At 67.1% G+C, this 18,037-nt stretch carries 17 protein-coding genes and 2 pseudogenes; 9 read left to right on the plus strand and 10 right to left on the minus strand.

The annotated features are described in order from the left end of the window. Nucleotides 1-15: 15 nt before the first annotated feature. The 4 genes from BLU62_RS28875 to echA20 are packed head-to-tail and all read right to left on the minus strand — an operon-like array spanning nt 16 to nt 3,569. Entirely contained in the window at nt 16-1,104 is a 1,089-nt protein-coding gene (locus tag BLU62_RS28875; protein WP_074853932.1) for an NAD(P)H-dependent flavin oxidoreductase, read from the minus strand. Next, on the minus strand, nt 1,101-1,892 hold the full coding sequence (locus tag BLU62_RS28880) for a CoA-transferase subunit beta (RefSeq protein WP_074853933.1): 792 nt from the start codon (nt 1,890-1,892) through the stop codon (nt 1,101-1,103). The genes BLU62_RS28875 and BLU62_RS28880 overlap by 4 nt, the downstream gene beginning before the upstream one ends. Then, a complete protein-coding gene (locus BLU62_RS28885) occupies nt 1,889-2,782 on the minus strand; it encodes a CoA transferase subunit A (protein WP_074853934.1) in 894 nt (297 codons plus the stop codon). The genes BLU62_RS28880 and BLU62_RS28885 overlap by 4 nt, the downstream gene beginning before the upstream one ends. A gap of 1 nt (nt 2,783) precedes the next feature. Continuing rightward, the gene (gene echA20 / locus BLU62_RS28890; RefSeq protein WP_074853935.1) at nt 2,784-3,569 is read right to left on the minus strand and encodes a (7aS)-7a-methyl-1,5-dioxo-2,3,5,6,7,7a-hexahydro-1H-indene-carboxyl-CoA hydrolase; all 786 of its coding nucleotides are present in this window, start codon (nt 3,567-3,569) and stop codon (nt 2,784-2,786) included. 92 nt (nt 3,570-3,661) lie between these two features. Here echA20 and BLU62_RS28895 point away from each other — a divergent pair, with 92 nt between their 5' ends. The 3 genes and pseudogenes from BLU62_RS28895 (at nt 3,662) to BLU62_RS28905 (ending at nt 5,764) form a co-directional block, all read left to right on the plus strand. Beyond that, on the plus strand, nt 3,662-4,450 hold the full coding sequence (locus BLU62_RS28895) for an SDR family oxidoreductase (RefSeq protein WP_074853936.1): 789 nt from the start codon (nt 3,662-3,664) through the stop codon (nt 4,448-4,450). Nucleotides 4,451-4,494: 44 nt separating this feature from the next. Continuing rightward, nucleotides 4,495-5,390: pseudogene (locus BLU62_RS28900) on the plus strand (SDR family oxidoreductase). Next, nucleotides 5,387-5,764 carry a DUF8021 domain-containing protein gene (locus BLU62_RS28905; protein WP_074853937.1) on the plus strand — a complete coding sequence of 126 codons (378 nt, stop codon included), beginning with the start codon at nt 5,387-5,389 and terminating at the stop codon, nt 5,762-5,764. Before BLU62_RS28900 ends, BLU62_RS28905 begins: the two are co-directional and overlap by 4 nt. A 9-nt stretch (nt 5,765-5,773) precedes the next feature. Here BLU62_RS28905 and BLU62_RS28910 read toward each other — a convergent pair whose 3' ends face one another. Further along, nucleotides 5,774-6,430 (minus strand): GNAT family N-acetyltransferase, encoded by a 657-nt coding sequence (locus BLU62_RS28910; protein ID WP_074853938.1) that lies wholly within the window; start codon nt 6,428-6,430, stop codon nt 5,774-5,776. Between the two features lie 155 nt (nt 6,431-6,585). On the opposite strand from BLU62_RS28910, the pseudogene fadD8 reads away from it, so the two are divergent. Further along, nucleotides 6,586-8,231, plus strand: a pseudogene (fadD8, locus tag BLU62_RS28915) (fatty-acid--CoA ligase FadD8). A gap of 130 nt (nt 8,232-8,361) precedes the next feature. Here the strand turns inward: fadD8 and BLU62_RS28920 are convergent. Further along, entirely contained in the window at nt 8,362-9,303 is a 942-nt protein-coding gene (locus BLU62_RS28920) for a helix-turn-helix transcriptional regulator (RefSeq protein WP_074853940.1), read from the minus strand. A gap of 89 nt (nt 9,304-9,392) precedes the next feature. Here BLU62_RS28920 and BLU62_RS28925 point away from each other — a divergent pair, with 89 nt between their 5' ends. Next, nucleotides 9,393-9,998 (plus strand): TIGR03086 family metal-binding protein, encoded by a 606-nt coding sequence (locus tag BLU62_RS28925; protein WP_074853941.1) that lies wholly within the window; start codon nt 9,393-9,395, stop codon nt 9,996-9,998. A gap of 15 nt (nt 9,999-10,013) precedes the next feature. On the opposite strand, the gene BLU62_RS28930 is transcribed toward BLU62_RS28925, so the two are convergent. Next, nucleotides 10,014-11,258, minus strand: coding sequence for a cytochrome P450 (locus tag BLU62_RS28930; RefSeq protein WP_074853942.1), 1,245 nt, complete (start codon nt 11,256-11,258; stop codon nt 10,014-10,016). A gap of 167 nt (nt 11,259-11,425) precedes the next feature. On the opposite strand from BLU62_RS28930, the gene BLU62_RS28935 reads away from it, so the two are divergent. Further along, the gene (locus BLU62_RS28935) at nt 11,426-12,046 is read left to right on the plus strand and encodes a TetR/AcrR family transcriptional regulator (RefSeq protein WP_074853943.1); all 621 of its coding nucleotides are present in this window, start codon (nt 11,426-11,428) and stop codon (nt 12,044-12,046) included. 14 nt (nt 12,047-12,060) lie between these two features. Here the strand turns inward: BLU62_RS28935 and BLU62_RS28940 are convergent, their stop codons facing one another. The 3 genes from BLU62_RS28940 to BLU62_RS28950 form a co-directional block, all read right to left on the minus strand. After that, nucleotides 12,061-13,179, minus strand: coding sequence for an IS110 family RNA-guided transposase (locus BLU62_RS28940; RefSeq protein ID WP_074853944.1), 1,119 nt, complete (start codon nt 13,177-13,179; stop codon nt 12,061-12,063). A 363-nt stretch (nt 13,180-13,542) separates the two neighbouring features. Continuing rightward, entirely contained in the window at nt 13,543-14,034 is a 492-nt protein-coding gene (locus BLU62_RS28945) for a nitroreductase family deazaflavin-dependent oxidoreductase (protein ID WP_074853945.1), read from the minus strand. Between the two features lie 8 nt (nt 14,035-14,042). Continuing rightward, entirely contained in the window at nt 14,043-15,206 is a 1,164-nt protein-coding gene (locus BLU62_RS28950) for a steroid 3-ketoacyl-CoA thiolase (RefSeq protein WP_074854313.1), read from the minus strand. A gap of 344 nt (nt 15,207-15,550) precedes the next feature. Between BLU62_RS28950 and BLU62_RS28955 the strand changes: the two genes are divergently transcribed. The 3 genes from BLU62_RS28955 (at nt 15,551) to BLU62_RS28965 (ending at nt 17,970) form a co-directional block, all read left to right on the plus strand. Beyond that, a complete protein-coding gene (locus tag BLU62_RS28955) occupies nt 15,551-16,870 on the plus strand; it encodes a cytochrome P450 (RefSeq protein ID WP_074853946.1) in 1,320 nt (439 codons plus the stop codon). Next, complete coding sequence (locus BLU62_RS28960) at nt 16,867-17,316, plus strand: nuclear transport factor 2 family protein (RefSeq protein WP_074853947.1); 450 nt, start codon at nt 16,867-16,869, stop codon at nt 17,314-17,316. Before BLU62_RS28955 ends, BLU62_RS28960 begins: the two co-directional genes overlap by 4 nt. A gap of 174 nt (nt 17,317-17,490) precedes the next feature. Further along, nucleotides 17,491-17,970: an RNA polymerase sigma factor gene (locus tag BLU62_RS28965; protein ID WP_074853948.1), complete on the plus strand. Its 480-nt coding sequence runs from the start codon at nt 17,491-17,493 to the stop codon at nt 17,968-17,970. Nucleotides 17,971-18,037 lie beyond the last annotated feature (67 nt).

Consider the following 18,037-nt stretch of genomic DNA (forward strand, 5'->3'; position numbering starts at 1 on the left):
TAGCGATTCTGCGAATCAGCCCAGCGACCCGAGCGTCTTCAGCCGTTCGTGCGCCTGATGCATGATCGACTGGACGAGCTCGTCGCAGCTCGGCAGGTCGTCGATCATCCCGACGACCTGGCCCGACGCGAGAACGCCGGCCCGGGTGTCACCCTCGACGAGGCCGGCCTTCAGCAGCATCGGGGTGTTGCCGGCCATGATGACCTGCTGCCAGGTGCGCTCGCCCGACTTCTTCATCGTGCGACCGTCTTTGAGCATGGTCGTCCAGCGCATGCCGGTCATCTGCTTGAACTCGTTGGCATTTCGGGCCGCGGCGAACAGCGCTTTCACCGGACTGCCGCTCTCGAGTGCCTCGACGAGCGGGGTGCGCAGCACGCGGTGGGGCATGCCGTCGACCTTGACGGAGACGACGGTGTCGTTGAGGCCACGACCCAGGTACTCCTGTTTCACCGAGTCGGGGACCGCGCTGTCGGAGGTCAGCAGGAAGCGGGTTCCCATGGCGACACCCTGGGCGCCGTACGCCAGTGCCGCCGCCAGGCCGCGACCGTCGAAGAAGCCGCCGGCTGCGACCACCGGCATGTCGATGTTCCTGGCCGCCAGGGCATCCAGCACCGACGGGAGCAGCAGGGTCGTGGCGACCGGGCCGGTGTGACCGCCGCCCTCGCCGCCCTGCACGATCACCGCGTCGGCGCCCCAGGAGGCGACCTTGACGGCGTGCTTGGCCGCACCGATCGACGGGATCACCACGATGCCGTGGTCTTTGAGCTTCGCGATCAGTTCAGGCTTCGGTGCGAGCGCGAACGACGCGACCTTGACCCCTTCGCGGATCAGCAGATCGATCCGCTCCGGAGCGTCGGTGGCGTCGGCGCGCATGTTCACGCCGAACGGCTTGTCGGTCAACGACTTCGTCTTGGCGATGGCGGTCTCGAGTTCGGCGAACGTCATCGTCGCCGACGCCAGGATGCCGAGACCGCCGGCGTTCGACGTCGCCGAGGTCAGCGACGGCCCGGACACCCAGCCCATACCCGTCTGCACGATCGGGTACTCGACCCCGACCAGTTCGGTGAACGACGTGGACAGGCCGGCCGCCCTGGCCGGACTCATCGGACTTCCTTGTTGCGAACGCCCTTGGGATCGAGGACGTCTCGGATGAGGCCGAGTTCCTCGGCGGTGGGCTGCCGTGTCTCCGGGGCGTCGGCGAGGCCCTCGATCTCGAAGCCGGTGTTCTCCGCGACCTCGTCGGCGGTGACCCCGGGATGCAGCGACAGCGCCCGCATCGTGTGCCCCTCGCCGCCGAAGTCGAAGACGCCCAGGTTGGTGACGACGCGATGGATGTTCAGGTCGTCGTACGCCGGGTTGTCGGGGTCGACCTTGTCGTATCCGATGCCGGACACGATGTCGACGGTCTTCCCGAAGACGCGTGCCGTGTGACGCGGCACCCAGTAGCTCGTCGGGTGGTTGATGGTGTTGCCGGGTGCGCCGCGGACGCCGAACATCTGGCGCGTCGGGTGCTGCAGCGGTCCGAACGCCGACAGGTTCTGGTTTCCGTGACGATCGATCTGGTTGGCGCCCATGACCACATGGCGACGGCCCGACGCCACGACGTCGAACACCTTGCGGAACGGCATCCAGCCCTCGATGGGACCGGTCTTGCCGATCGGCGGGGTGTCGGCGAGGATCAGTGCCTCGCCGTCGGTGATCAGCAGGTCGGGCTCGGTGGTGAGGCGTGCCAGGCGGGCTCCCAGCAGGGGAGTGGGCGCCATCGGCGACGCCATGATCTCGCCGGCACCGGCGAAGATGCCGGCGCACGAGATGACGCAGTACTCGGCGCGCGTGGCTTCGACAGGCTCAGCCGGCGGGATATTCGTTGCCTGGGTCTCTGTGGTGCTCACTGTGCGTTCTCCTCCTGCTCGGCCTGCCATGCGGTCACCTCTCGCTGGTAGGTCGCCTCGTCGACCTGAAGGAATCGACGCGAGAACGCTTCCCAGGTGTCGGGTTCCTTGGCGCTGGCGACATAGAACTGCTGGAACTTCTCGTCGCGTCCGTAGTCACCCGCAAAGGTGAAGTGGGCACCGTTGGGGGTGTGCACCACCCGGTCGACGTTCATCCTGTTGAGCAGGAGTCGCTGATGCGGAACGGTTTTCACCAGTACCTCGGTCGAGACGAGCTGGTCTGTCTCCAGGTAGCGACGTTCGGCGGCCGCGCAGTAGAGGTCGTCGAAGTACGGGTCGACGCCGGTGTAGGCGGCGTTGCCGTGGGCGTCGGCCAGATCCAGGTGGACGAAGGCCGCGTCGAGCTTCAGGGCCGGCATCGCGACCAGTGTCTGGGTCCGTCCGTCGGCGTCCGGGTACGGCGATTCGACGGTCTTCAGTTCGCCCTCCCAGAAGTTCAGGACGTCGGAACCGAGTCCGGCGCGGATCGGGAGGAACGGCAGGCGGGCTGCCGCGGCCTCGAGCCCGCACTTCACCATTCCCTCGTCCATCTCGCGCACCTCGATCTCGCCGTTGGTGCGCGCCTTGGCGAACCACGGGTCGTAGAAGGGTGCGGAGTCGAGGGAGACGAAGCCGTAGTAGGCGCGGCGCACCTTGCCTGCGGCACAGAGCAATCCGAGGTCAGGGCCGCCATAGGTGACGACGGTGAGGTCCTTGACGTCCGAACGTGCGATCGCGCGCACGAGCGCCATCGGCTTGCGGCGCGAACCCCAGCCGCCGATGCCGATGGTCATCCCGTCGCGGAGTTCCGCGACGACGTCGTCGAGTGTGCTTGTCTTGTCGGTCGGCATCTCAGGCGTGTCCTCCGTTGTGCGAAGCGTTCGAGGCGAGCGGCTTGCCGGTCGAGACGAAGGCATCACGATGCTCATCGGCGACGCCGGCCAGGTTCAGTTCGAAGGTGAAGCCCTGTTCGAGGCGATAGCTGGCCTTAACATCGACCGGGTCGATGTGGTTGATGGCTTCCTTGGCCGCACGGATCACCCGGGTGTCCTTGGCGGCGATGGCCTCGGCGACCTCGAGCGCAGCGTCGAGCAGCTCTTCCCGCGGTACGACGCGGTAGACCGAGCCGAAGTGCTCCAGCTGCTGGGCGGTCACGTTCTTCGCGGTGAAATACAGGGTCCGCATCATGTGCTGCGGCACCAGACGCGCGAGATGCGTTGCGGCGCCCAGCGCTCCGCGATCCACCTCGGGCAGGCCGAAGACCGCGTCGTCGGAGGCGACGATGACGTCGGCGTTGCCGACCAGCCCGATCCCGCCGCCGACGCAGAAGCCGTTGACCGCGACGATGACCGGGACCGCGCAGTCGTAGACCGCGCTGAATGCGGCCGCACAACCCCGGTTGGCGCCGATCAGGGCGTCGAAGCCCTCGGTGGCCTGCATCTCCTTGATGTCGACGCCGGCATTGAAGCCGCGTCCTTCAGCGCGCAACACCACGACGTGCGTGGCCGGATCGTCGCCCGCCGCGGTGACGGCGTCGGCGAGTTCGAACCATGCGGCCGATGGCAGCGCGTTGACCGGCGGGTAGTCGACCGTGATGGTCACGATGCCGGATTCGGTACGTGTCGTGGTGATCGGCACGCGTGCTCCTCTCGTGGCTGCGTTGGGCAACCGCGGGGGCTGCACAAGCATTGAACCAAGCAAGTGCTTGGTTGTTTGGTAGGGTAGCACCCATGCAGACGCAGTCACAGGTCGAGCTGGGCCTGGTCGGGAAGGTTGTCCTGGTCACCGGAGGTGCGCGCGGTGTCGGAGCCGGTATCACCCGGGTGTTGTCGTCCCTGGGGGCCAGGCCGGTGATCTGCGGCCGCAGCGCCGACAACCTCGTCGACGACCTCCGCGAGATCGACTTCTTCTCCTGCGACGTCCGCGACGCCGCTGCTGTGGAGGCGATGATCGACGGCATCGTCGGTCGCGCCGGACGCATCGACGGGGTGGTCAACAACGCCGGCGGGTCGCCCTTCGCGCTCGCCGCCGATACATCCGTCCGGTTCGCGAGCAAGATCGTCGACCTGAATCTCCTGGCCCCGCTCGCCGTGGCCAAGGCCGCCAACGCGGTCATGCAGAGCCAGCCGGACGGCGGCGCGATCGTCAACGTCTCGAGCGTCAGCGGGCACCGGCCGTCGCCCGGGACGTCTGCGTACGGCGCCGCGAAGGCCGGCCTCGACAATCTGATGACCTCACTGGCCGTCGAATGGGCCCCGAAGGTGCGGGTCAACTCGGTCGTCGCCGGTCCCGTGGAGACCGAGCAATCGCACCTCCACTACGGCGACGACGCCGGGGTCGCAGCCGTCGGCGCCACCATCCCGCTGGGCCGGATGGCGACGCCCACCGACGTGGGCAACGCCGTCGCCTTCCTGCTGTCACCGCTGGCCGGTTACATCAGCGGTTCGACGCTCACCGTGCACGGCGGTGGCGAGAAGCCCGCTTTTCTCGACGCCGCAACCGCAGGCAACGCCGTCTGACCCAGCTGATCCCCGAGTCTTTTGCAGTTCAGAAAGGAAACACCTTGAGTAGCAAGTTGAATGAGGGCCGCGTCGCCATCGTGACCGGTGCCGGACAGGGTATCGGACGCGCCCACGCCCTCGCCTTCGCCGCCGACGGCGCCAAGGTCGTGGTCAACGACTACGCGGAGAACCTGGCTGCCGGGGTCGTCGACGAGATCCGCGCGTCCGGGGGGAAGCCGTCGCATCCGTGGGTGACGTGGCGGACTGGAAGAGCGGGGAGGCCATGGTGGCCACGGCGATCGACACGTTCGGTCAACTCGACATCCTCGTCAACAACGCCGGTTTCGTCCGCGACCGGATGCTGGTGTCGCTCTCCGAGGACGAGTGGGACGCCGTCATCCGCGTGCACCTGAAGGGGCACTTCGTCGGACTGCGCCATGCCGCGGCGTACTGGCGTGCCGAGGCAAAGGCGGGCCGCACGCGCCAGGCGCGGATCATCAACACGAGTTCCGGTGCCGGACTGTACGGTTCGGTGGGCCAGGGCAACTACGTCGCCGCGAAGGCGGGGATCTCCGCGCTCACCATCCAGGCGGCCGCCGAGCTGGGCGGCTACGGCATCACGGCCAATGCCATCGCGCCCGCGGCCCGCACCCAGATGACGATGGGCGCCGGCGACGAGATGGCCGCGCAGATGGCCGCACCTGCAGACGGCTCCTTCGACGCGATGGACCCGGCGAACATCTCGCCGCTCGTCGTGTGGCTCGGCTCGCCCGAGGCCGCGTCGGTGACCGGTCGGGTCTTCGAGGTCGAGGGCGGCAAGATCTCGGTGACCGACGGCTGGCAGCGAAGCGTCGAGCAGGACAAGGGATCTCGCTGGGAGGTCGCGGAGCTCGGCCCGGTGGTCGAGGAGATCCTGGCGAAGGCGCCCGTCCCGATGCCGGTCTACGGCGCGCGGTGACCTCACCGGACAGAGACCCGCAGCGGGTCGCGGCGGCCCGGGCATATGTCGATGCCCTGGTCAGCCACGACCCGTCGGCGGTGTCGTTGCATCCGGATTGCACCCGCGTCGAATTCGGTGTGCGGACCGGTCGCAACGGACCGCACATCGCCCGCAGCCTCGCGAAGGGTCCGCAGTTCCGCCTGATCCACCGGGTCTCGGATTTCACCGCGACGGTCGACGGGCACAGCGTCACCACGCGATATGTGGTGCACGTCCGGCCGCGGGTCCTCCGGCTCGGTGCTCCGGTGTCGGAGACCTTCGTCGTCGACGAGGAGAACCGGATTCGCGCGATCGTAGCGCGGTTCGGGCTGCCGCGCCGTCAGCCCGCCTGACCCGCGAGTTCAGGCGCCGGGGGCGCGCACGACCATCGGCACCCCGGGGAAGTAGGCGGCCATCTCCGAGCGCGACTTGCGCAGTGCGGCGGTGCCGTAGCCGGACTTGCGGAACTGCGGGTGAATCCAGATGCGGAGGTCCACCTCGCCGTCCTTGAGCTCGCCGAACACGAAGCCGACCTTGGAGTCCCCTTCAACGGCGACGAGCCACACGGCCTCCTCGGCGTCGACGCGGTCGGTGGCGGCGCTGATCTCGGCGGCGACGTCACCGGCCGGTGCGCCGGAACCGTCGCCGGCGGTTCCGAGTTCATCGGTGCGGGCGGCGAAGAGTTCGGTATCGGCTTCGGGGTCGAACGGACGCAGGTCGAGGGTGTCCCCGCTGCTGGCCGGACGCTCCGCGAGTGTGAAGGTCAGGGCCTTGTTCAGGTCGTCGAGCTCGGCCTGGTTCTTGCGGCGCTCGTCCTTGGTCAGCTGGTCGAGCTTCATGTCCAGGATGGCCTTGGCGCCCAGCTGCGACTTGCCGAGCAACTCCACGATCGCGGTCACCGCTTCGTCGTGGTCCTCCGCGTCGACGATGGCGTCGAGGACCTCGTGTCGACGCTCCAGGGCGGTCAGCAGGGCATCGGCGATGTCGCGGCGAGTGGTGGCCAGGTCCAGATCAGTCATGCTTCGATCGTAGACACGATGGTCGTTCCGCGCGCCGACATTGCGAGTGCGCTGCGGGCGTCATCGGCGGAATAGTGGAACAGGTTCCAATGTCGTTAACCGCCTTTTTCGTGGACCTTCTTTCCTAAATCTGTAACACGTCCTAGTCTTGTGGAATGACGAACGAGGGTACGACGACAGCACCGACCGACTTCGATCACCTTCGCGGGGTACACACATGGGCGACCTGATGGTCGCCGCGCTACGACGCCATGCCGATCGCACGGTGTTGTCCCTGGGGGAGACGGAGATGACGGGTGGCGAGATGGCCGCCGCCATCAGCCGCTACATCCAGGCGTTCGAGGGGCTGGGCGCCGGTACCGGTACCGCGGTCGGCCTGCTGGCGCTGAACCGACCCGAGGTGTTGTTCGTGATCGGTGCCGGCCAGACCCAGGGATGGCGGCGCACCGCGCTGCACCCGCTCGGTTCGCTCGACGATCACGCCTACGTGCTGGCCGACGCCGGCGTCTCGACCCTCATCATCGACCCGGTGCCGATGTTCGTCGAACGTGCCGCGGCGCTCCTGGAACGAGTCCCCGGCCTCAAGCAGGTGCTCACCCTCGGGCCGGTGCCCGAGCAGCTGTCGGCGCAGGCTCGCGACGTCATCGCCGAAGCCGACACTTTCGAGCCGAAACCCCTTGTGTCGGCTCATCTGTCACCTGACCACGTCGTATCGATCACCTATACCGGCGGTACCACCGGAAAACCCAAGGGCGTCATCGGAACCGCCCGTGCGATGGCGACGATGACCCAGATCCAGCTCGCCGAGTGGGAGTGGCCGGAGCATCCTCGGTTCCTGCTCTGCACACCGCTGTCGCATGCGGGTGCTGCCTTCTTCATCCCCACCCTCATGAAGGGCGGGTCGATGGTGGTGCTGTCGAAGTTCGATCCCGCGGAGGTTCTCAAGACCATCGAGGAACAGAAGATCACCGCGACCATGCTGGTGCCGTCGATGTTGTATGCGCTGATGGACCACCCGGATTCCCGGACGCGAGACCTGTCGTCGCTCGAGACCGTGTATTACGGTGCGTCGCCGATCAATCCGGTGCGGCTCGCGGAGGCGATCGAACGGTTCGGACCGATCTTCGCCCAGTACTACGGCCAGTCCGAGGCGCCGATGGTCATCAGCTACCTCGCCAAGGACGACCATCCGGGTCCGGGTGAGGACCAGCGACGCCTGAGCAGTTGTGGCCGGCCGTCGGCCTTCTTGCGCACCGCGCTCCTCGGCGCCGACGACCAGCCCGTCCCGCAGGGCGAGCCGGGCGAGATCTGCGTCGCCGGACCGCTTCTCGCCGGTGGCTACCTCGGACTCCCGGAACAGACCGCCGAGACCTTCCGCGACGGATGGCTGCGGACCGGTGACGTCGCCCGTGAAGACGAGGACGGTTTCTGGTTCATCGTCGACCGCACGAAGGACATGATCGTCACGGGCGGTTTCAACGTGTTCCCGCGGGAGGTCGAGGACGTGGTGGCCGAGCATCCCGCGGTCGGCCAGGTCGGGGTCATCGGTGTGCCCGACGAGAAGTGGGGCGAGGCGGTGACCGCGATCGTCGTACTGCGTGCCGACGCGGACGCCGACGACGCGGCGAAAGAGCGCATCACCGCGGAGATCCAGCAGACCGTCAAGGACCGCAAGGGTGCCGTGCAGTCGCCGAAGCAGGTGATCTTCGCCGATGCACTGCCGCTGACCGCGCTGGGCAAGCCGGACAAGAAGGCTCTGCGGGCGCAGTACTGGGCCGACGCCGAGCGCGGGGTCGGCTAGGCTTCCCGCCCCTGGAAACAGCCCCTCGAAACCGCCCCTCGAAACCGCCCCTCGAAACCGCGCTGAACAGCCGGAACGTCGAAACAGTGTCGTCGAGTCGCCTGTGGAGGGCGGTTTCCAGGGGCGGATTTCAGCTGCGGGCGAGCACCGCTCGCGCCCGGTCGGCCAACGACTCCCGGACCCACTGCGGTTCGAGGACTGCGATGTCGAGGTCGAACATCGCCGCCCACAGCGCACCGACGGCATGCCGACCGTCGGCGAATCGGAGTTCGACGCGTCGACGAACTCCGTCGTCACCCAACGCTTTCGAGGATGCCGCGATCGCGCGGACCCGATCGACATCATCGGGGGCGCATTCGACGACGACGTCGACCGGATCGAACGAGGAACGAAACGCCGTACGACGCCGCTCCCAGATCTCTTCCAGATCCACGTCCGCGTCGCGCACCGCAGGTTCGTCCAGGACCTCCACCTCGCTCATCCGGGACAACCGGTACATCCGTTCCTCGGTCCGGTCACCCGCACCGTGTGCGACGAGGTACCAGGTGTCACCCGCGATGATGAGCCCGATCGGATCGAGAATCCGCTCCCGTGCCTCGTCCGCTCCACGCGGGCGATAGCGAGTGCGGATACGCCTGCCCGCGAAGACCGCGAACTGCACCGGGTCGAGAGCATCGAGTGCCTCCGGCGGCCGCACGAATCCCTCGGGGCGGACCAGAACCCGCTGAGCGGCCCGCACCGCTGTACCTCGGTACGCCTCGGGCAGTGCTGCGGTGACCTTGCGCATCGCGCTGGCGAAGGCGGGCGAGTCGAGCCGTCCGGTTCCGGCGAGCAGCGAGGTCGCCTCCTCGACCGTCAGGCCGGTGAGATCCGTGCGATAGCCGGGGACGAGTGAGAACCCGCCGTGCCGGCCGCGCTCGGCATACACGGGCACCCCGGACAGCGACAGTGCCTCGATGTCGCGCAGCACGGTTCGCTCCGACACCCCGAGTTCGCCGGCGATCATCGACGCGGTCACCCGATCGTGTTTCTTGAGCAGCATCAGGACCGCGATGAGACGTTCGGCGCGCATGCCCGGAATCATCTCGCACAAACATGACAGAAGATGTCAGGTTTCACGGTTTGACTGGACTCGTCAGCCACCGAGGAGAGGAAAGACCCATGAACGCGCAGACCACCCCGCCGGATCCCCGCCCGGCCTTCGCGGCCGCCACCGGCTGGGTCACCGAACTGCTCTCCGCGGTGACAGCCGAGCAGTTCGCCGTGCCGACGCCGTGCGATGACTTCGACGTACGCACGCTCGGAGCTCATCTGCTGGCGACCGCGCAGCGCGCGGCCGCATTGCCCGAGGGCGTCGACGTGCGGTCGATGCCGTTCATCGCCGACCGTTTCGACGCGAACGAGTATGCGGCGGTCGTGGCTCGTGCGCTCGACCTCTGGTCCGATGACGCCACGCTCACCGCGCCGGTGCAGGTCCCGTGGGGTGAGGTTCCCGGCGCCGGTGCGTTGTGGGGCTACGTCAACGAAAGTCTCGTGCACGGTTGGGATCTCGCCGTCGCGACCGGGCAACCGTCGGAGGCCGATCCCGAGGCCGCCACCGCGACTCTGGCGATCGCCCGCCAGTTCATCCCGGCCGAGATCCGCGAGGACCCGAACGTTCCCTTCGGCGTCGTCGTCGAGCCGCGGGCCGGCGCCGGGCCGACCGAGACGCTCGCGAACTGGTCCGGTCGGAACTCCGCCGCATGGATTCCGGCCGCGACCCGGTGAACCGGTCCGGCGAACTCAGCTTCGATAGGTGACGTCGAGCTGTTTGACCCCGTTCAACCAACCCGACCGCACGCGACGCAGTTCGCCGGCCCGCGCGATGTCGGGCAGGGTGTCGGCGATCGCGTTGAAGATCAGGTTGAGTTCGAGCCGGGCGAGGTTGGCGCCGATGCAGAAGTGGGCGCCGTTGCCGCCGAAGGAGAGATGCGGGTTGGGATCTCGCGTGATGTCGAAGGTGAACGGGTCGTCGAAGACCTCTTCGTCGTAGTTCGCGGAGCTGTAGAACAGCCCGACGCGCTGGCCGGCTGCGATGTCGACGTCGCCGAGTCTGGTGTCGGCCAGGGCGGTCCGCTGGAAGCCGTGGACCGGCGTCGACCACCGCAGTATCTCCTCGATCGCCGTCGCGGGGCGTTCGGACTTGTAGAGATCCCACATCTCCGGGTGGTCCAGGAAGGCGTTCATCCCATGCGACGTCGCGTTGCGGGTGGTCTCGTTACCCGCCGTGATGAGCAGGACGACGAAGAACCCGAACTCGATCTCGCTCATCCCCTCGCCGTCGACGTCGGCCTCGATGAGTGTGGTGATGAGGTCGTCGGTCGGGTTCTTGCGGCGTTCCTCCGCCATCGCGTAGGCGTAGCCGAGTACCTCGGCATTCGCGGTTGCCGGGTCGATGGTCTCGTCGGGGTCGTCGTTGTTGATCATCGCGTCGACGAGCACGTGGAGGCGTTCACGGTCGGCCTGCGGGACGCCGATGAGGTCCAGGATCGACTGTAGGGGTAGGTGTACCGCGATGTCGTCGACGAAGTTGCCGCTGCCCTTGGCGGCCGCGGCTTCGACGATCTCGTGGGCCGAGGCCGCCAGTTGTTCTTCGAGCAACGCGACGGACCGCGGAGTGAACATGCGCGACACGATCTTTCGCAGTCGGGTGTGCTCAGGCGGATCGTGGTTGATGAGCAGCGCCTTGGTCAGTTCGATCTGATCCGGTGTCACGTAGTCGGGGAGGCGCAGGATCGCGCCCTTGGCGTTGGTGGACCACAACTGGTGGTTCTTAGAGATCTCCCGGACATGCGCGTGCTTCGAGATCACCCAGAATCCGCCGTCGGTGAAGCCGGACGTACCTTCCGGTTGCGCATTCCACCAGACCGGCGCGGTGCGTCGGAGCTCGGCGAACTCCTGCACCGGCATGCCGTGCTGCTGGAGCAGATCGGGATCGGTGAAGTCGAAGCCGTCGTGGAACGGGCCGGTCTTCATCGGTGTCGTCATCTCGAACCTCCGGGTGGACGAGCATGCGCGTACGCGCTGTGTGCTGCGTCACCACACCATACATGAAGTGCCCGCGCGTATGGTCTGGACGATCCGCCGGTGAACGGGCTGGTCTGGCTCCCTGAGGAGCGAGCGCAGCGAGCCGCGAAGGGTAGGCTCATGAGCTGATGCGCACACATGGTTGGAGTGGTCGGGTCCCCGTCAACGACGCCGAGGCGGTGGCTCGAATCCTGGCGGCGACCCGCGCGACCATCGACCGCCGCGGCACGGCCACCAGCATCGCCGACGTGGCACGCGAACTCGGGGTCACCCGGCAGACCGTCTATCGCTATTTCTCCGGCACCGAGGAGTTGCTGTCGGCGACCGCACTCGACGCCGTCGAAGGGCTGCTCGAACGGGTGATGACACGACTGACCGGCATAACCGAACCCGACGCCGCCCTCGTGGAGGGCATCGCGGCAGTGCTCGAGGAGCTCGCCGAGGACGACTACGTCGGCCTACTCCTGCGGGCCGACAAGCTGAGCGTGCCGGTCGTCGGCGGGTTCACCTCCGACGACGCACGACGATTCGCGCGCACGATGGTCGAGCGGCTCGAGGTCGACTGGGCGTCTCGCGGCTATGACGATTCCGCGCTCGACCTCATCGCCGAAATCGTGCTGCGCACACTGCAATCGATGGTCCTCGATGTGATGTCGCACCGGACCGGCGCCGAACTCCGGGCCTTCCTCGACGCCTGGACCGGTGCCGCGGTGCGTGAACTGGCGCGCGGTGATGTCGCTGCTCCCTGAGGTGCGGGCGGGCGTCACCACTCTCCTCCCTGAGGTGCGAGCGAAGCGAGACGGTCCCATAGCTTGTCAAGGGTTCCGAGGTCGGTGGTGAGGTCGCGGAACACTTCGCGGGCGATGTAGCGCTTGAGGCAGCGGATGATGTCTTTCTTCGTTTTGTGTTCCGCGGAACGCCGCTCGACGTAGGCGCGGGTGGGTGCGTGGGATTTCATCCGGCCGACCGCGATCATGTGCAGAGCACTGTTGGCTTGCCTGTCCCCGCCCCGGTTGAGTCGGTGACGGCTGGTCTTGCCCGAGGATGCCGGTAGCGGTGCGGCGCCGACGAGTTTGGCAAACGTCGCCTCGGTGCGCATCCGCTCCACATTGTCACCAGCGGTGATCACCAGTCGTGCGGCGGTGACCGGTCCGATCTGCGGTCGGGACAACAGGGTCGGCACCACCGTGGCCAGCAGCCGCTCGAGTTCGCGGGTCAACGAACCGACCTCGCGTCGGGCGAGTCGGTGACGCTCGAGCAGTGACCGTGCGGCACGCACGAACGCCGCGGCCGGCCCGGACAGCTCAGCGGTGTCCGCTGGTACGGGTAGACCCGCGATGAACGCCGCCCGCGCAGCGATGGTGCGTGCCTGGCGGGCCTGGTCGGCGAACTCCACTGGTGCGGTGGTGCACAGGTCGCGGATCTGGTTACCGATCCGGGTGGCCTCTTCCACCGCCGAAGTCCGTGCCAGGGCGAGCATTCGGATCGATTCGACAGCGCCGCGGGTGTCTTTGGCGACCGCGGTGGCACGCCCGGTGATGACCGCCATCGCCGCGGCATAAGCGTCGAGTTGATCGGTCTTGCCGTGGGCGTAACGGCGCGGTAGGTCCGGGGTGTTGACCTCGATGACCGTCACCCCATGGTCGGTGAGCATGCGGGTCAATCCGGCCCCGTAGGAGGCGCTGGACTCCACCGCGGCGTGCTCGATCCGGCCGAAACCACAGGCCCACTGCCACATCTCGGTGTAGCCGGCAGTGGTGGTCGGGAACTCCCGATCGGCCAGTGGGCGGCCGTCGGCGGCGACAATGGCGGCGGGGTGGGTGCGTTGATGGGTATCCACGCCCAGGACCACCACTTGCGTATCGATCATGGTCGGGGTCATCGTGGTGGTGTCTCCTTCACACTCGTGTGTTGGATGACCTCACCGGGGCGGGTGGACAGGACAGTGAAGAGTCACGGCCCACCAGCCAGACAGGGTCCTAATCAAGTCACACCCGCCCCGGCCCTCAGGTCTCATGGCGCGGGTAGCCGACCGCAGGTTCCGGATCGACACATCTCGCTCATGACAGCAACCGTCAGCCTCGAAGTAAGTCAGACCCAGACCCGGTCGACCACCCACGCCCATTCTCACTGCCTCGAAGGGCTGGCGAGGTCGGCTCACCAGCCCTTCGAGGCTCGTCGCTGACGCTCCTCGCACCTCAGGGATCGAGGGTGGCGTCGCTGACGCTCCTCGCTCTTGGTGCCTTCAGGCCGCCGGCTCGCAGATGACGACCGGGATCGTGCGGTCCGTCCAGGCGACGTAGGTGTCGAAGTCCGCGTAGACCTTGACCAGTTCCGGCCACAGCTCCGTCCGCTCGGCGTCGGTGGCGGTGCGCGCCACGTGGTCGAACCTCTCCTTGCCGAGTTGAATGGTGACGCTCGGGTTGTCGCGCAGATTGAGGTACCACGCAGGGTGTTTCGCCGAACCGCCCTGGGAGGCGACGACGACGAACCGGTCACCGCGTCGGAGGTAGACCAGGGGTACCGTTCGGGGCTCGCCCGACTTGCGGCCGATGGTGGTCAGCAGGCACACCGGCGCGGGCTTCTTGAGTCCCGCGCCGACGCGCCACGTGCCGCCGAGCCGACCACCGGTCGCCTTGTACAGCCGGGTGTTCAGCCGCGACCCGACCTTGATGATCGTGCTGACGACGGGCGAATCGAGCTGTGCCGGCTTCTTGTCCGGATCGAGGAGGGGCATCCCTCTGCTCAGATCCGCTCGAGGATGGTGCCGGTGGCCATCGCGCCGCCTGCACACATCGTGACGAGCGCGGTCTGACCGTCGCGGCGCTCGAGCTCGTGCAGTGCGGTGGTGATCAGGCGAGAACCGGTGCTGCCCACGGGATGTCCGAGCGCGATGGCGCCGCCGTTGACGTTGACGCGATCCATGTCGGCCTGGTGGACCTGGGCCCAGCTGAGCACCACGGACGCAAAGGCCTCGTTGATCTCGACGATGTCGATGTCCGACAACGACATTCCCGACTTCGCCAGGACCCGCTCGGTCGCCTGGACGGGGCCGTCGAGGTGGAAGTGCGGCTCCGACCCGACGAGCGCCTGTGCCTTGATGCGGGCGCGCGGCGTCAGGCCGAGGGCACGGGCCTTGGCCTCGTCCATGATCAGGACGGCTGCGGCGCCGTCGGAGATCTGCGACGACGTGCCGGCGGTGTGGATGCCGCCCTCGATGACGGGCTTGAGTGCGCCGAGTGATTCGAGGGTGGTCTCGCGCAGTCCCTGGTCGCGGTTGACGTCGATGATGTTGCCGGTCAGTTCGCCCTCCTTGGTTCGCTCGGGCGCCTTGAAGGTGAGGAGTTCACGGTCGAAACGCCACTCGTCCCAGGCCTGGCGGGCGAGGCGCTGACTGCGTTCGCCGAGCGCGTCGACGTCGGCGCGGGTGATCCCGCGGCGCTTCGCGATCCGCTCGGCAGCCTCGAACTGATTCGGCAGGTCCACGTTCCACGAGTCCGCGTGGTACGGACCGGCATTGGTGCCGACGTTGGCGCCGAGAGGCACAGCGGTCATCGTCTCCACGCCGCAGGCGATGCCGACCTCGATGGCATCCGAGGCGATGAGGCCGGCGATGAGGTGGTTGGCCTGCTGGGCCGAACCGCACTGGGCGTCGATCGTCGTGGCGCCGGTGTGTTCCGGGAGCCCGGCCGACAGCCAGGCCTTGCGGGTCACGTTGCCCGCCTGCGAGCCGGCCTGCGTGACGCAGCCGCCGATGACCTGCTCGACGAGTGCCGGATCGATCCCGGCCTTCTCGATGAGACCGCGCTGCGTGATGCCCAGCAACTCCTCTGCATGGAGGCCCGACAACCACCCGGCGCGCTTGCCGATCGGCGTGCGTGCTGCTTCCACGATGACCGGAACGCCCATCTCCACTCCTTCGTTCACCCGGCGGAACTCGTCCGTCGTCTGCGGGTCGACGGCACTTCGACGGAGGTGTCGAGGCCGTGCATTCAAGCTAGAACATGTTCTATGTTTGCGTCCATGGCGAGTGTTCGGAGGCTGGTGGCGGTCGCTTCCAGGTGTGTCCCGCCGGACTTCCGACACCCTCTGGGGCGTACTGGATGTTACGTCCTCGGAGGTCGAACTCTGCAGGTGGGGCGCATGTCTGGATCGGAAACTAGAACAAGTTCTCATCGGGGGCTGTCGCGTGTGTCACAATGTGGTCTAATGAGATTGAAACAGGTTCTAAATCTCCAGCGAGGTGGTGTGACGTGACCCAGGCCCAGAGTGCCCCGATCGGCAGCGAGCCGGCCACGGCGGATTCTGCGCACACGAGCCCTTCCGGCGTCGTCGGAAAGTGTTCGTTCATGGAGCAGGAGGGTTGGGACTTCACCAACCCGGATCTGCTCGAGCAGGGAATTCCGGTGGACGAGTTCGCCCAGCTCCGCAAGACCGCGCCGGTCTGGTGGAATGCCCAGGCGCCCGGCAAGGGCGGTGGTTTCCACGACGGCGGCTACTGGGTGATCTCCAAGCACGCCCACGTCCGCGAGATCTCCAAGAACAACGATGATTGGGAGACCAACGCCAATGGCGTGATCATGCGTTTCGACGACGAGATGACCGCCGAGCAGATCGAGATCACCAAGGCTCTGCTGATCAACCACGATCCGCCGGAGCACACCCGTCTGCGCAAGCTGGTCTCCAAGCTGTTCACGCCTCGTGCGGTGCACTCCCTGGAGGAGAAGCTCGACGACGCCGCTCGGGAGATCGTCACGCGCGCTTTGGAGAAGGGCACCGGCGACTTCGTCAAGGACGTCGCCGTGGACCTGCCGCTGCTGGCCATCGCCGACCTCCTGGGTGTCCCGGAGCAGGATCGCGAGAAGCTGTTCGACTGGTCGAACTCGATGATGAACGCCGACGACCCGGATTACACCACCGATCCTCAGCAGGCGAACGCCGAGATCCTGGGCTACGGCTACACGATGGCCGAGGAGAAGCGCCGCAACCCGGGCGAGGACATCGTCACCAAGCTCGTGAACGCCGACATCGACGGGCAGTCGCTCGACGAGACCGAGTTCGGTTTCTTCTTCATCCTGCTGACCGTCGCCGGCAACGAGACCACGCGAAATGCCATCAGCCACGGCATGAACGCCTTCTTGGACAACCCCGACCAGTGGGAACTGTTCAAGAAGGAACGCCCGGCGACCGCGGTCGACGAGATCGTCCGCTGGGCGACCCCGGTCAACTGCTTCCAGCGGACGGCCAAGCGTGACACCCAGGTCGGCGGCATCGACATCAAGATGGGCGAGCGCGTCGGCATGTTCTACGGCTCGGCCAACTACGACGAGGACGTGTTCGACGATCCGTTCTCGTTCAACATCCTCCGGGACCCGAACCCGCACGTCGGCTTCGGCGGCAACGGCGCGCACTTCTGCGTCGGCGCCAACCTGGCGCGCATGGAGATCAACCTGATGTTCAACGCGCTGGCCGATCTCGTCCCGGACATCACCAAGGTCGCCGCGCCGCGTCGTCTCCGCCACGGGTGGATCAACGGCGTCAAGGAACTCCGCGTCGACTACGGAACGAAGTGACCGCTACCGACCCGAAGCCGGCCTATCTGGACATCGATCGCGAGAACCATCCCGCGGTCGTGGCGGGTCGTCGTTCCCGGGAGTTCGTGGAGTCCCGCGACAAGCAGGCGTGGATCGACAACTTCGCGCCGGATGCCATCGTCCAGGACCCGGTCGGTCCCTCGATGTTCGACCCGGAGGGTGTCGGATTCCGCGGATACGACCGCATCTCGGAGTTCTGGGACAAGTCGATAGGGGCCACGGAGAGCATCGAGTTCCGCTTCGACGAGGAGATCATCTGCGGGAACGAGGTCGCCTACATCGGCAGCATCGTCACCCACATCGCAGGTCACGTCTCCGAGGCGCGCGGGGTGTTCACCTATCAGGCCGACCGTGAGGGCCGGCTCTCGGCACTGCGGGCCTACTGGGAGGTCGAGAAGACGATCAACTCGGTGCGCAAGGCCTGACCGACGCATACGAACCGCCGCGGGCGGGACAGATGAACTCCATCTGTCCCGCCCGCGGTGTTTTCTCCGGATCGGACGTTACGGCCGGCGCGTCATACCGGAAGATGTGTCAGGGGACGGCGACACGAAAGGTGTGAGGACTCGGAGTCCGGCGCGATCGGTCAGTTCGACGCGGTGTACCGCGAACACGTTGCGGGGGTGTGGCGCTACGTGCGAACACGCGTGCCCGGAAACGCGGACGCCGACGACGTGACCGCGGAGGTGTTCGCCAAGGCGATCCGGTCCTGGAACGGCTTCGACGACCGCCGCGGCTCCGTGGGTTCGTGGCTGATCGGGATCGCCCGGCACGTCGTCGCGGACTGGTGGGCGCGCAATGTGCGGGAGGTACCGGTCGCGGAGGTGAACGTCGGCGCCGACGGTCCCGGGCAGGTGGCGGATGATCCGGAGACGGCGATGCTGCGGGCTGCGGACGTCGACGATGTCCGCAGCCGGCTGTGGGTGCTCACCGCACGCGAACGCGAGGCGGTCACGCTGCGATTCGCCACCGAACTGACCTCCGAGGAGATCGGGTCGGCCATGGGTATCTCGGCAACCGCTGCCCGGATGCTCGTCTACCGGGGCGTGGCGAAGCTCAGGGAGGTGATGCCGCAGTGACGAGGCACGATCCGTACGACGCCGAGCCGCCCTTCGATCCCGCGGAGATCGCGGCCGCCGAACGTCT

Source organism: Gordonia westfalica (assembly GCF_900105725.1).
Classification (GTDB): domain Bacteria; phylum Actinomycetota; class Actinomycetes; order Mycobacteriales; family Mycobacteriaceae; genus Gordonia; species Gordonia westfalica.